Annotated in this window: 12 protein-coding genes; 5 read left to right on the top strand and 7 right to left on the bottom strand. The window is 54.6% G+C overall.

Going from position 1 to position 13,763, the window contains the following annotated elements; all coding sequences use genetic code 11:
- Positions 1–12: 12 nt before the first annotated feature.
- Positions 13–2,445: a DMSO/selenate family reductase complex A subunit gene (locus RT120_RS03880; protein ID WP_312979610.1), complete on the bottom strand. Its 2,433-nt coding sequence runs from the start codon at positions 2,443–2,445 to the stop codon at positions 13–15.
- Between the two features lie 362 nt (positions 2,446–2,807).
- Between RT120_RS03880 and RT120_RS03875 the strand changes: the two genes are divergently transcribed.
- Positions 2,808–3,389, top strand: coding sequence for a DJ-1 family glyoxalase III (locus tag RT120_RS03875; RefSeq protein WP_312979607.1), 582 nt, complete (start codon positions 2,808–2,810; stop codon positions 3,387–3,389).
- A 42-nt stretch (positions 3,390–3,431) separates the two neighbouring features.
- Here RT120_RS03875 and RT120_RS03870 read toward each other — a convergent pair whose 3' ends face one another.
- The gene (locus RT120_RS03870) at positions 3,432–4,622 is read right to left on the bottom strand and encodes an MFS transporter (RefSeq protein ID WP_312979605.1); all 1,191 of its coding nucleotides are present in this window, start codon (positions 4,620–4,622) and stop codon (positions 3,432–3,434) included.
- 96 nt (positions 4,623–4,718) lie between these two features.
- Here RT120_RS03870 and RT120_RS03865 point away from each other — a divergent pair, with 96 nt between their 5' ends.
- Complete coding sequence (locus tag RT120_RS03865) at positions 4,719–5,465, top strand: class I SAM-dependent methyltransferase (RefSeq protein ID WP_312979604.1); 747 nt, start codon at positions 4,719–4,721, stop codon at positions 5,463–5,465.
- 39 nt (positions 5,466–5,504) lie between these two features.
- On the opposite strand, the gene RT120_RS03860 is transcribed toward RT120_RS03865, so the two are convergent.
- The 5 genes from RT120_RS03860 to RT120_RS03840 form a co-directional block, all read right to left on the bottom strand.
- Positions 5,505–6,788, bottom strand: coding sequence for an MFS transporter (locus RT120_RS03860; protein ID WP_312979602.1), 1,284 nt, complete (start codon positions 6,786–6,788; stop codon positions 5,505–5,507).
- 76 nt (positions 6,789–6,864) lie between these two features.
- Entirely contained in the window at positions 6,865–7,329 is a 465-nt protein-coding gene (locus RT120_RS03855) for a RidA family protein (protein WP_312979599.1), read from the bottom strand.
- Positions 7,330–7,346: 17 nt separating this feature from the next.
- The gene (locus RT120_RS03850; protein WP_312979596.1) at positions 7,347–8,507 is read right to left on the bottom strand and encodes a M20 family metallopeptidase; all 1,161 of its coding nucleotides are present in this window, start codon (positions 8,505–8,507) and stop codon (positions 7,347–7,349) included.
- Between the two features lie 20 nt (positions 8,508–8,527).
- Positions 8,528–9,607 (bottom strand): alanine racemase, encoded by a 1,080-nt coding sequence (locus RT120_RS03845; protein ID WP_312979594.1) that lies wholly within the window; start codon positions 9,605–9,607, stop codon positions 8,528–8,530.
- Positions 9,608–10,294: a helix-turn-helix transcriptional regulator gene (locus tag RT120_RS03840; protein ID WP_312979592.1), complete on the bottom strand. Its 687-nt coding sequence runs from the start codon at positions 10,292–10,294 to the stop codon at positions 9,608–9,610.
- 380 nt (positions 10,295–10,674) lie between these two features.
- Between RT120_RS03840 and RT120_RS03835 the strand changes: the two genes are divergently transcribed.
- Genes RT120_RS03835 through RT120_RS03825 form a run of 3 tightly spaced genes read left to right on the top strand, consistent with a single transcriptional unit; the run spans position 10,675 to position 13,759 of the window.
- On the top strand, positions 10,675–11,688 hold the full coding sequence (locus RT120_RS03835; RefSeq protein WP_312979590.1) for a zinc-binding alcohol dehydrogenase family protein: 1,014 nt from the start codon (positions 10,675–10,677) through the stop codon (positions 11,686–11,688).
- Positions 11,685–12,122 carry a PaaI family thioesterase gene (locus tag RT120_RS03830; protein WP_312979588.1) on the top strand — a complete coding sequence of 146 codons (438 nt, stop codon included), beginning with the start codon at positions 11,685–11,687 and terminating at the stop codon, positions 12,120–12,122. Before RT120_RS03835 ends, RT120_RS03830 begins: the two co-directional genes overlap by 4 nt.
- The gene (locus tag RT120_RS03825) at positions 12,119–13,759 is read left to right on the top strand and encodes an ABC transporter substrate-binding protein (RefSeq protein ID WP_312979586.1); all 1,641 of its coding nucleotides are present in this window, start codon (positions 12,119–12,121) and stop codon (positions 13,757–13,759) included. The genes RT120_RS03830 and RT120_RS03825 overlap by 4 nt, the downstream gene beginning before the upstream one ends.
- The last annotated feature ends 4 nt before the right edge of the window (positions 13,760–13,763 follow it).

Genomic DNA, 13,763 nt, shown 5'->3' with positions numbered 1-13,763 from the left:
TTCATTCACTCCTTAAGCGCGTTTGATCTCAACCAGGTTGGTATGCTGCGGGTTGCCTTTCGCCAGCGGCGATGGCAGATGGCTGGTCAGCGAGTTAATGCATCCGCCCACGTCCACGCCCTGATTGTTGAGCCGCGTCCACGCGCCCTGCGGCATCGCCGCCACGCCCGGCAGGATACGCTGCGTCACCTTGCAGGGGATCTCCACCACGCCGCGATCGTTAAACACATGCACGATATCGCCGGAAGAGAGCTGCCGCGCGCTGGCGTCAATTGGGTTGATCCACACTTCATCCGGTACTGCTTCATGCAGCGCCAGCACATTGGTGTAAGTCGAGTGGGTATGGCCTTTGGTGTGGAAGCCGCTAAGTTGCAGCGGGTACTTCGCCGTCAGTTCTTTATTAAGGTGTGACTCTTTCACCACACAGAATTCCGGCACTGCCGGGATGCGATCGCCTTCCGGCAACGTCCATTTCTGTGCCAGATCCGCCAGCGCCTGAGAGTAGATCTCAATTTTACCAGACGGTGTTTCCAGCGGATGGGCCGCCGCGTCTTCACGGAAATCGATAAACGCGATGCTTTGGCGTTCGGTGGCGATTTTCTGGTCGATAATCCCTTTGTTTTTGGCGACCGACCACTCTGGAAGATAGGGGCGTTTTTCCCGCACCTGCTGATAGTGGTATTCCGCCCACTGCGCTTGAGTGCGGCCTTCGGTGTACTGCTCGCGCAGCCCCAGATGCCCGGCGATATCGGCGCAAATATCGTAGGTGCTGCGCACTTCCCACATCGGCGTAATGGTTTTTTGCAAAGCGATCATGTAGTTGTGCGAACCCGCCGCATACGAGCTATCCACCAGGTCTTCCGCTTCCAGATAGCTGGTTTCCGGCAGCAGCAGATCGGCGTATTTGGCGCTCGGCGTCATGTGGTTTTCAATCACGATAATGGTTTCGCATAGCGATTCATCAGCGAGGATTTTACGGGTGCGGTTGATATCGCCGTGCTGGTTCAGCAGCGCGTTCCCGGCCTGGTTGAAAAACAGCTTAATGCCGACGTTCAGCTTCTCGACGCCTTTCACGCCCATCGTCGTGGCAGTCATTTTTTCTGGATTGAGTATTGCGTCGGTCCACAGATAGCAGGGGATCGAGGCTTTAACCGGGTTGGTGCCGGTGGGCAGCAGCGGTACGCCGTAGGGAGTGCCATAAGGCCAGTTGCCGTTATTGGTGCCCGGTAATCCAAAATGGCCGGTAATGGCGGGGAGCGTCTGGATGGCGCGCACCGTCTGCTCGCCATTGGCATGGCGCTGCGGGCCCCAGCCCTGGCCAATGTAACAGGCGCGTGCCGCCACGATTTCCCGCGCCAGTTGCTTAATGCGCGTGGCCGGGATACCGGTGATTTGCGCCGCCCATTCCGGCGTTTTCTCAATGCCGTCGTTGCCGGTGCCCATCACATAATCTTTATAACTGGCGTTGGGCGCGGCGTTTTCTGGCAATGTGGAGCGATCGAAGCCGACGCAGTATTGATTGACCAGCGCTTCATCAATCAGGTTTTCGCTGATCAAGGTATGGGCCAGACCCGCCACCAGCGCGGCGTCGGTGGTGGGGCGGATCGGCAGCCATTCAGCGTGTTCGGTGATTACCGAATCGGTATAGCGCGGGTCGACGATCACTACGCGGGCTTTTGATGCTTCCAGCGCCCGGCGCAGTTCTTCAACCTGACCGCCGCCGGACATCCGTGTTTCCGACAGGTTCATACCAAAAAACACCACCAGATCGGAGTTTGCGATCTGGGTAAAGTGGCTGCCGACGTATTTGCCGTGGGTGTACGGCGTGGCGCTGGCGATTTGCGCGGTGGAATAGGTATTGTGGTAATTAAGGTAGCCGCCGGTGAGATTTAACAGGCGTTTCCAGGCAGGGGTGCCCTGGGTGTGATAATAGGCCCCGGACTGATAGTTGTAATAAATGGCTTCGCGGCCATATTTTTCCGTCACGCGCTTCAGTTCTTCAGCAATAAACGCGGTGGCTTCATCCCAGCTAATACGTTTGAATTTCCCTTCGCCGCGTTTACCAACCCGCTTCATAGGATATTTAATCCGGTCCGGGCTGTACACACGCCAGCGGTTAGATCGCCCGCGCAGGCAGGGGCGGATCTGATGTTGACCAAAAACCGCATCATCAATCGCGTCTTCGGGTTCGATACGCACAATGCGATCGTCTTTTACGATCACTTTCAGCGCGCAGCGGCTGCCGCAGTTAACCAGACAGGCGCTGTGACGCACGGTTTCACCGCTATCAACACCCGTTGCGTCAGACGCGGCCTGCGCCGATGCCGAAAATGGCAAAGAAATCGCGTTGCTTAATGCAACGGCAGAACCTATTTTTGCGGCGGTGGTGACGGTATCCCGCCGTGAGATTGGTGTAGTTAATATCTCATGTAGTCTTTTTTTCATTATAAGCACCCTCATTGCATCCAAAGGGGACCATAAGTTGCATAAGCTTTTCTAAGGTTGATTATGATCAAGGGGTATATATTTATAACCCTTATGAATTAAAAACTGTGATACGGCGGGATGCAGATGTAAAAAATTCATTTTAAGTTAATGATATATTTAATGCTATCGCAACATTTATCATCTTTGCGTAATTACTAGCATTGATATTTATAGAAAATGAATTATTCAATTAATTGCGTTTTATCGCGTTGTTTTCTTATTTTCCCGGTTTCTTCGACGTTTGGTTTAAAACATTGTTTTATAAACTTTCGCTTCATCGCAAATTAATCCCACCTGGATTTAAATAATGGATGAGATGAATGAAGAAAACTATTGCGCTTTTGCTTGCACCGGGATTTGAAGAAGCGGAGGCCATTATCACGCTGGATATTCTTTCCCGGCTCGGTATCGAGGTGACGACGGTGGCCTGTGACGAGCAGCGAAACGTCGTCAGTTATCATGCGGTGCCTGTTTGTGCTGATTTATTGCTGGCTGATTGTGTGGAAAAGCATTTTGATGCCGTCGTTATTCCTGGCGGCCCGGAGGGAACCGATCATCTCGCCAAAAATGAAACGGCCATCGCGTTTATTCGCCGCCACGATGAAGCGGGTAAATTGATTTGCCCGATATGCTCGGCTGCCGCGAAGGTGCTTGCGCCACATGGATTATTAAAAGGGCGGCGTTACGTCTGTTCCGGGACGTTTTATGAAACAGTTACCGATGGCATTTATGAGGATCTGCCCGTGGTCAAAGCGGGCAATTTACTCAGCGGGCAGGGCGTGGGTGCGGCGTTTGATTTTGCTTTTACGCTGGCCTTTGTGCTTACCGGGAATTACGCGGGTGTCATCGAGCAGGCGGAGCATATTAATTATAAAATCATGACCGACCTTACCCAGCTGTAATTGACGAAATATGCCCGGCAACGTTACTGCCGGGCATGACGATTAACCCGCGTGACGCACCGCCATAACCCGCAAATAGACCAGCGTTGCCAGGCAAATCAGCGCGCCGGCGATAAACGTCGAGGCCGAACCGGAAAACGCCCACAATATGCCCGCGCCGGTACTGGCGAGCAGCAATGCCACACCGCTAATCATGCTGAACATGCCAAACGCCGTCCCGCGCAAATCAGCAGGCGAGGCGGCGGCGATCATGGCGGCAAGCAGTCCCTGCGTCATCCCCATATGAATGCCCCACAGCGCCACGCCGACCAGCACGCCTGCCCAGTGGGTACTGAGCGCCAGCACGATGTCTGCCAGAATCAGTACCACCAGGCCCCACTGCAACAACTGACTGTGGCTCATGGAGTCAGAAAGCTTGCCGAAGGGATAAGCGGTAACGGAATAGAGCAGATTCATTGCCACCATGACCAGCGGGATCAACGCCAGCGGGATATCCACTTCCAGCGCTTTGAGCACCAGAAACGCCTCGCTGAAACGCGCCAGGGTAAAAATACCGCCCAGGGCAATGATCCACCAGGTGGCGTTTCCCAACCGGCGCAGATTCGCGCGGCTAACAGGATTGGTGCGCTTTTGCGCTACCGGTGTGCGCGGCTCGTGCAGCCCGAAGAACAGCAGCGCCACGGCCATCATGCCAGGGATCACCGCTACCCAAAAGATGGCACGGAAATCATCGTGCCACAGGAACATTAACCCCACCGCCAACAGCGGGCCGAGAAACGCACCGAGGGTATCTAACGACTGGCGTAGCCCAAATGCCGCGCCGCGCAGTTCCGGCGGGGTGACGTCAGCAACCAGCGCATCACGCGGCGCGCCACGGATACCCTTACCGAGACGGTCCGTCAGGCGAGCGGTGAGGATCATGCCGGAGGTAGAAGCAATAGCGAACAGCGGTTTACTCAGCGCACCGAGACTGTATCCCAGCAGCGCCAGCCCTTTGCGTTTGCCCAGCCAGTCACTAATCACGCCGGAAAACACTTTCACCATCAGCGCCGTCGCTTCCGCCAGCCCCTCAATCAGCCCGATGACCAGCACGCTGGCCCCAAGCGTAGTCGCCATAAATAGCGGCAGCAGGCTGTGGATCATTTCCGAGGAGACATCCATCAACAGGCTGACGCCACCCACCACCCAGACGCCGGAAGGGATGCGCCGTAACGTTGAAAACCGGGAAAACATGCGGGCTCCGCGCGTTGCGCCGTGAATTAATCCAGAGTGTATTCGATAATATACACTCCATTGATATAACAGGCTTTACCTAAAAGGAGGCGCGACATGGCGCAAAGCACTAACTGGTTTGATCGCGGCGGAGACAACTATGCGCGCTATCGCCCGGAATATCCGCCTGCGTTAGTCGATTACCTTGCCGGAATTGCCCCGGACCGCCACCGCGCGCTGGACGTCGGGTGCGGCACGGGCCAGTTAACGCAACTGCTCGCCGGGGCGTTTGATCAGGTGGTCGGTATCGATCCCAGCGAAAGCCAGATTGCAAACGTTACCCCGCATCCGAGGATTCACTATCAGTCAGCGCCAGCAGAAACATTGCCTGACGACCTGGCAAATTTCAGCCTGGTTACCGTGGCGCAGGCCGCGCACTGGTTCAAGCTGGACGCGTTTTATCAGCAGGTACGCCGTGTCGCCACGCCGGGGGCGATTATCGCCTTAATCAGCTACGGGATTATGGAGCTGGACGATGCATTAAACGACCGGTTCCGCCAGTTTTATGACGGTGAAATCGGTCCTTACTGGCCGCCAGAGCGGAAGCGGGTCGATGAGGGCTACCGTACGCTGGATTTTCCGTTTCGCGAACTCACGCCGCCGCCACTGGCGATTCAGGTGGAATGGGATTTCGCCGCCTTTGTTGGCTATATCTGCACCTGGTCCGCCGTGAGAAAAGCCGCCGATGCCGGAGAGAAAGCGCGCGTTGAGCGTTTTTTTGCTGAGTTTGAAACACTGTGGGGCGACACGGCAAAAGCCCGGCAGATCAGCTGGCCGATTGCGATGCGGGTGGGACGGGTGTGAGGTAACGCGGCGCTGTAAAAACACGCCGCGTAACGTTGATCAGTTTACCGCTGCCGGGTCGGTAATCGGTTTATTCACCATAAAGAAATAAACCAGCGATGCCAGAAATGCGATGACGGAGGAGGCGACCAGCGCCAGGGTAAATGACCCGGTGCTGTCGAGGATCATCCCGGTAATAATCGGTGCAAACGAGCCGCCAATAAAACCGCCGAAGTTCTGGATACCGCTCACGGACGTCACCAGGCGCGACGGCACCGACACCAGAATCAGCCCCCACGCAGATGTTCCCGCGAAGTGAATCGAAAACAGCGCCATACTGATGCAGGCTACCGCCATAAAGGTGCTATCGGTATAAGCGGCAGGCAGGGTAAAGCCCGCAGCGCACAGCAGCCCTAAACAGATCATCCATTTACGGCTTTTCATTTTATCCGCGCCGCGCTTCATCACCCAGTCTGCCACCACGCCGTTAACCAGCATACCCGCCGCGCCGAACAGGAACGGGATGGCCGCAACCCAGCCGGTTTTCTCAAGGCTTAACCCTCGGGACATTTCCAGGTACGACGGCAGCCAGGTCAGGAACAGCCAGACCATATAGCCCACGCCATTGAAGCCGATAATCATGCCCCACATCGACTTTTGCTTAAACAGCCCGGCCCAGTCTTTCAGCGTGACTTTTTCTTTACTGGACGGCGGGGTCTCTTCTTCCAGATGGGCAATATCTTCTGCTGATAGTCCTGCATCTTCACGGTTGCGATAAAACATCATCCACAGGAACGACAGGATAATGCCGGCCACACCGATGATAATGAACATGGCGCGCCAGCCGAACGCCAGCATCAGAGCAATTAACAGCGGCGGAGCCAGGGCCTGGGCGAGCGTGGACGACATATTCACAATGCCCATCGGCACGCCGCGTTTACGGATGTTATACCAGTCGTTGACGACCTTAACGCCGGTGGGCAGATGCGGCGCTTCGCCAATCCCCAGCACTACGCGGGCGACGATCATTTGGCTGAATGAACCCACGAATCCGAGCGCAGTCTGGGCGGCAGACCACAGGAAAATACCGAACCCGTAAACCCGTTTAACGCCGAAGCGCTCCATCACCATGCCAATGGGTAGCTGGCATAATGCGTAACCGAAGGAGAACACCGAAAGCAATAAGCCCATTTCGGTGGCCGTGAGGCCCATTTCCTCACGAATAGTGGTATTGGCTATAGAAAGCGAGGTTCTGTCGAGAAAGTTAATAATACCCGCCACGAGCAAAAACAATAATGCCATAATTTGCAAACGCTTCAGGCGAGAGCTTGCTTGAGTAGACATAAATGTTCCTTTAATAATTGTAAGTACGCCATCACTGCACGGAATAATGGCGTTATCATCGGATATAAGGGTTATTTTATTTGCCGTTAATTTCGAAAATTAATTCAATTTCAACGGGTGTATCAAAAGGTAATGCGTTAGTGCCGATAGCAGAACGCGCATGGCGGCCTTTTTCACCGAATAGGGCGATTAACAGATCCGAGGCGCTATTCATAACATACGGCTGCTGTTTAAAATCATCCGCACTTTGCACAAAACCCAGCATTTTTACGCAACCGGAAATACGATTCAGATCGCCGAGATAAGCTTTAAGCGAGGTGAGGATATTCACAATACACTGGCGCGCAGCCTCCTGGCCTTGTTCAATGGTTAAATCCCGGCCCAGCGTGCCGGTATAGATTAATTCACCGTTAACCCGGCAGTCATTACCGGAGGTATACAATAAATTGCCGGTTTGTTTTACCGGAATATACGAAAATTTAGGTGCAGTGGGCTCGCCGAGTGTAATACCCAGCTCTGCTAAGCGAGCTTCTATGGTCATAGTATTTCCCTGTTGGTTTATTTCAGTAAGTCGAGCGTCAGTGATAAATAAATTTCTGCGGCCTGGTGTAATTCCTCAATACGCACGAATTCATCCTTAACGTGCGCCTGGGCCAGATCGCCCGGTCCCATAATAATGGTCGGAATATGCTGCCCAACCGAGAAGAAGGGCGCTTCGCAGGTAGCCTCGAAAATCGTTTTTTTAGCGTGGCCAGTAACGTGATTAACGGCCTCGCACGCCTGTTCAACCAGCGGATGGTTTTCATCAATCGCCGACGCGGGGATAAACAGATAGTTTTCCAGCGAATAATCCTGGCCCGTCTGCAAACCAACCCCTGCCAGCGCGTCACTCAGGCTGCTGTTAATGTCGTGACGCGTTTCGCCAGGCAACACCCTGCGGTCGATTTCAATGAAGCACGACGCCGGGACGATGTTCGGCGCGCTGCCGCCGCTGATGGTGGTGACCAGCATCGAGGCGTTGCCCAGCAGGCTGTGCTGCTTCTGTTTAACCCGCTGGCACTCCTGTACCAGTTCCGGTAGCAGACGGGCCATTTTATCGATGGCGCTGTCCGGCTCGCGGACTTTGGCAGCATGCCCGGCGGTGCCGAACGTGGTCAGGCGGGTACGGCTGACGCCTTTATGAGCGATGCAAATCTCAAGGGATGTCGGCTCGCCAATGATGGCGTAATCCGCCTCGACGCCCTGCGCCAGGAAGTGCTCCATTCCCAGATTGACGCGCTCTTCATCCACGTTAAACAGCAGGGTCAATTCCCCATTGAATGCGTAACGATGGCGCTGAATAAGGATCGCGGCAAACATCATCGCCGCCACGCCGGATTTCATATCCGCTGCGCCGCGCCCGATAATCCGATCGCCCTCAATCACCGCAGCAAAAGGCTCTACCGACCAGCCTTCGCCGCACGGCACCACATCGGTATGACCATTGAGGATCACCCGTTTGCCGGGCTGCTGCCCTTTGATACGCGCAATCACGTTCGGTCTACCCGGCACCACGTCCTGAAGTACGGTGTCGATGCCTTCTTTATTTAATACATCGGCAATAAAATGCGCGACGGCGTTTTCATTCCCCGGCGGATTTTCCGACGGGTGCTGGATCAAGCTGCAAAGGAGCGTAATAAGCTCCTGCCGTTCATCAGCAGTTAATGGCTTCAATGTCATAAAAATACCCAACTCAGGTTTTAATAGCTTTTTCCACGGGCATCGATAGCGATCGTTTCGCAGTATTCGCCGTTACGGAAGGCGTAAATTTCATCCACCAGATTGGCCACCACACAACAGTGGTTGGGAATAATATGGATCTGTTGCCCGATATTTAACGCGATTTTCTCTGGGTCGTAGCGTAAATAGCCGTGTTCTTCATTCAGTTTCACCAGTTGCATATCCGGGTATTCCTGAATATGCCCATAGGAGCCCGCCACGCTGGATAAATCCGAGGTCAGCGATTTGGTCCCGGCATCAATAGTCGCATAGCCGGGCAGGGGAATACTGACCACGGTAGCGCAAATCGTCAGGGCGCAATCTTGCGAGGTATAAATACCGCCGTTGATGGCATTCATGTCGCCAAAAATAAAATTACCGGCGCGTGATTCGCTAATGCCTTTTAATTCATCGGCGTAAAAGGATGAGAGCGTGGATCCGCCGGATAATATTTCAATGTTAAAGCCGTTAGCTTTTAATAAGTCCCGGCTGTTAATCAGCAGTGCCGCTTCTGCACGCGCCGCCTTACGAATATCCGCTTCCTGGTGGTACTGATAAATCGTGCCCGCGTAAGTAAATACGCCTTTAATTTGTAAGCCGGGCAGGGCCGCTACCTGATTCGCGAAATCCAACAGTTGTTCCGGCTGGATGCCTTCGCGATGCGCACCGAAATCGATGGCGATATCGACATTAAATTGCAGGTCGTTTTTCACCGCTGCCTTTGAAAGCCCTTCGGCACCGGCAAGGCTATCGATTAGGGTGCGGATGTTGATCTGCCGCGCCAGCTCGGCAAACCGTTGGCATTTATCCTCACCGATCAGCGGATAGGCCAGCAGAATCGAGGTGATCCCGCCTTTTGCCATTACTTCCGCTTCGGATAACTTGGCGCAGGTAATACCGCTGGCGCCAAGCTGCTGTTCCAGCTTTGCCAGCCGCACCGATTTATGGGTCTTGATATGCGGCCAGTGCTGAATATTATTGCGGGACAGCCCGGACACCATGGTTTTTATATTCTTTTCCATGATATCCATGTCCAGCGCGACATAAGGTGTGGTGTACATTTAGCCTCCTGAGTTTTCGCCCTCGCCGGGCGGGGCATCGCCTCTAATCTCGCCCAGATAGGCGTAGAGGGTATATTTAGAGATATTCAGAAACTCACAAATCTTTTCACCGGATTTTTTAATCAGAAACACCCCTTTGTCGTCAAAAAACTTAATGGCGTCGAGTTTGTCCTGGCGGGTCATATTGTTCACCGGAACGCTAATTAACGTCGTGCATTCAGCAATCAGATAATCCAGTAGTTCGTTAACGTCTTTCACGAACACTTCATTCACTTCTTCCTGACGCGCAGGTGCGCTATCGGGGCGGCCAGCCATTTTGTTGAGCATTTTCTCGGCCTGCAAAATGTCGCTGATATCAAGGTTGATACACAGCGCGCCTATCACTTTGTTACTGCTGTTGCGAAAATAAACTGACGTCGAGCGCAGGGTTTTGCCGTCGCGGGTTTGGGTGAAATAGTTATGGCGATCGCCATTCACGTCGGTGCCGCGCAGCACTTCCAGCCCGAGGTTGCTGCTGGGGTCGCCTTTTTTACGCCCGGTCACGTGGCCGTTAATGATCGCGATGATGCTGCTTTCCAGTCCCTGAGCGTGATCGTGAAGAACCACTTCGCAGTTTTCGCCAAATTGCCCGGCGATGCCCTCCATCATGGGAATGATGAAGTCGAGATTCTCTGTGATGTTTTCCATATCAACCTAAAATTTAGTTAGCTAACAAAACTTTTTGTAATGTATAGCGATAAGAGTGGGTGTTAAACAACCGTTACGTGAGCAAAAAGCGATCGCGATCACGTAAAAAACTTACTTTTTGTTTGGTGGCAAACTTTTTGTTTGGAGTGGGTGTGTCAGCGTAGTCCAGCCTGAGAAAAATGATTCGAAGAGAATATTAATATGGCTATCCCATTTTCCGCATAACCAAATGTACTTTTTCTATTTTAATTCCCCGCCAGTTTGGTGTTAAAAAATTATTGTTATTAACGTGTTAGCAATCCAAATAACGTTGAGTTTTCTCGCCGTTTGACAGCGTCCAGCGGGGCGGGGCGGCTATTTGCAAAATCCTGGGGAAGATAATGAAAGCACTGGTATTACGGGAACATGGCGACAACGATAAATTTACGTTAGAACACGATTTTCCAGACCCGCAACCCGGCGAAGGCGATGTCATTATTGCTGTTAAAGCCGCGTCATTAAATTATCACGATATATTTACCCGGCGCGGTATGCCGGGAATTAATTTGCCATTCCCGATCATTATCGGCCTCGATGTGGCCGGAGAGATTATTTCAGTCGGCAGCAAAGTGCTGGGCTGGAATATCGGCGATCGCGTGGTGGTTGATCCAATTGACCGGATCAACGGCGGCCTGATTGGTGAAACCACCCACGGCGGGCTGGCGGAGCGCTGCCGGGTGCCTGCGCATCAGCTGATTCGCCTGCCGGATAGCGTCAGCTTTGCCGATGCCGCTGCCTTACCGGTGGCCTACGGCACCGCCTGGCGCATGATGCAAAGCATTGGCCGCATCCAGCCCGGCGAAAAAGTGCTGATTTTAGGGGCCAGCGGCGGCGTGGGCGTGTGCTGCGTCCAGTTGGCGAAACTGGCGGGCGCAACCGTGATTGCCTGTGCCGGTAGCGAAGAGAAAGCCGAGCGGCTTAAAACGCTGGGTGCTGATGACGTAATCCTCTACCAGAACGAAGATTTTGTGAAAGCAGTCTGGCAGCGCTATGGCAAGCCGATACGCCGTCGCGGCAGCGCGGAGCCGGGCGGTGTCGACGTAGTCGTGAACTTCACCGGCGGCGACACCTGGGTGAAATCCCTGCGCGTACTGCGCGTCGGCGGACGGGTGCTGACCTGCGGCGCAACGGCCGGGTTTAATCCGCCGGAAGACCTGCGGTACATCTGGACCTACGAACTGCACATACTCGGCTCTAACGGCTGGGAGCGGGAAGATTTGCACGCCTTGCTGGATGCGGTGGAATCGAAACAGCTTAAAGTGATTATCGACCGTCAGTGGCCGTTAGATAAGGGCGCGCAGGCGCTGGCCTCGCTGGAGCAGCGCCAGGTAGTCGGTAAGGTGGTGGTGGCATGAGTAAATTACTCAATCAGGATGACTTAGCCACCCTTTTTGCCGCCTCGCCGTTTATCCACTGGCTGAATTTAAGCGTCACCGCCATCGACTATGAAGCGCAAATCCTCGAAGTCAGCGTGCCGATGCGACCCGAGTTTGAGCGTAAAGCCGGTAGCGGGCAGTGGCACGGCGGACCGCTGGCTTCAATCATCGATACTGTCGGCGATTTCGCCCTCGGGATGCTGCTTGGTCAGGGCCTTCCCACGATTAACTTCCGCGTCGATTATTTACGTCCCGCCATTGATACCGATCTCCAGGTGATTGCTCGCGTCAGACGAGCAGGGCGTAGCGTGGGCGTTGCCGATGTCGACGTGTTTAATCAGAGCGGGCAACTGGTCGCCATTGGCCGCGCCAGCTATGCCACGCAATTAACGACTCCAGAGAAATCATCATGACAATCAACCAACAACGACGCCAGCTGTTGACCCTGGCCGCAGGCGGGGCCGCGTTAGGCGTGGCGGCGAAAATCAGCGGGTTTAGCCTGGTCACCCGCGCCATTGCGGCGACGGAAAGCGGCGGCATCCCGAAACGCGGCGGCACCCTGGTGATCTCCTGGGGCGGGCTGGAGCCGCAGGCCTTACTGGTTCCGGGCGGCGGCGGCTCTTCGCCGTTCCAGACTTCGACCAAGATCCTCGAACGCCTGTTAAAACTTGATGACAAGCTGGTATTCCAGCCCGCGCTGGCAGAGAGCGTCACCCCATCGGAAGATTTCAAAAGCTATACCATCGCGCTGCGCCAGGGCGTGACCTGGCATGACGGTCAGCCATTCACCGCCGATGACGTGGTATTCAACGCCACCGAACACTGGAAAGCCATCTCCGCCGGTATCGCCCTTAAAGCGCTGGAAAAAGCCGAGGCCGTTGACCCGCATACCGTGAAGCTCACGTTCTCGGTGCCGGTCCCGGAATTCTTCCTGAAATCCACCCTGGCCGGGCAATACCAGTTGGTACTGCCGAAGCATCTCTATGCCGGGCAGCCGATCCTGACTAACCCGTTAAACAACCGTCCGGTGGGCACCGGCCCGTGGAAGTACGGTAACTGGGTGCGCGGCAGCTATGTGGAATATGCGCGCAATGAGAAATACTGGGGAGAAGGCCAACCGTATCTCGATAAACTGATTATTCGTTGGTGGGGCGATGCGGCATCCCGAACGGCGGCACTGGAAACCGGCGAGATGCAGGTGGGTTACTCTAACCCGGTTCCGGCGCGGGATATCGATCGTCTGGTGAAGAGCGGCAATATCACCCTGGACACCCGCGGCTACGAAAACTGCGCCTGGACGGTGACGGTAGAATTTAACCAGCGTCGCGAGCACGTTAAGCGCCGGGAAGTGCGCCAGGCGATCCTCCATGCCATCGATCGCGAGTTTATCCTCAACACGATCTATTTCGGGCGCGGTAAACCTGCCGTCGCACCGATTTTCAGCAGTAATCCAGTATTTTTCACCGATGATGTGCCGACATACGCTTTCGACCCGGAAAAAGCGAAGCAACTGCTGGACCAGGCCGGGTTGCCGGAAAAAGACGGCAAGCGCTTTACCGTAAATCTGCTGGCTGCCGCCTGGTTTGAAGAAAACGCCAAACTCGGCCAGTACCTGAAACAGGCGCTGGAAGATATCGGCATTGACGTGAAGCTGGATTCGGTAGACCGCGCCACGGCGCTGAAGCGTATCTACACCGACTACAACTACGATATCGCGATTTCAAACTTTACCGCCCCGGTCGAGCCGGTGCCGGTGGTGACGCAGTTCTACACCTCTGACGGCATCGTTAAAGGCGGCGCATTCCGCAATGCCACCGGTTATCAGAGCCCGGAAATGGACCAACTGGTCGCGGCGATCACCATCGAAACCGACGAAGCCAGGCGTAAGGCGCTGGTTCAGCAGTTTGCCCGTCTCGCCAGCACCGACGTGCCGATTGTGCCGCTGATTGAAATGCAGTCATACACCCTGGCGCGTAAGGACGTTCGCAACTTTACTTCCGATGCGAATGTGCAGGGCACCGCACTGAGCGACATCTGGCTGGCGGGGTGACGTG

Source organism: Atlantibacter sp., assembly GCF_032062175.1.
Classification (GTDB): domain Bacteria; phylum Pseudomonadota; class Gammaproteobacteria; order Enterobacterales; family Enterobacteriaceae; genus Atlantibacter.
This window is presented reverse-complemented; position numbering and strand designations above follow the sequence as displayed.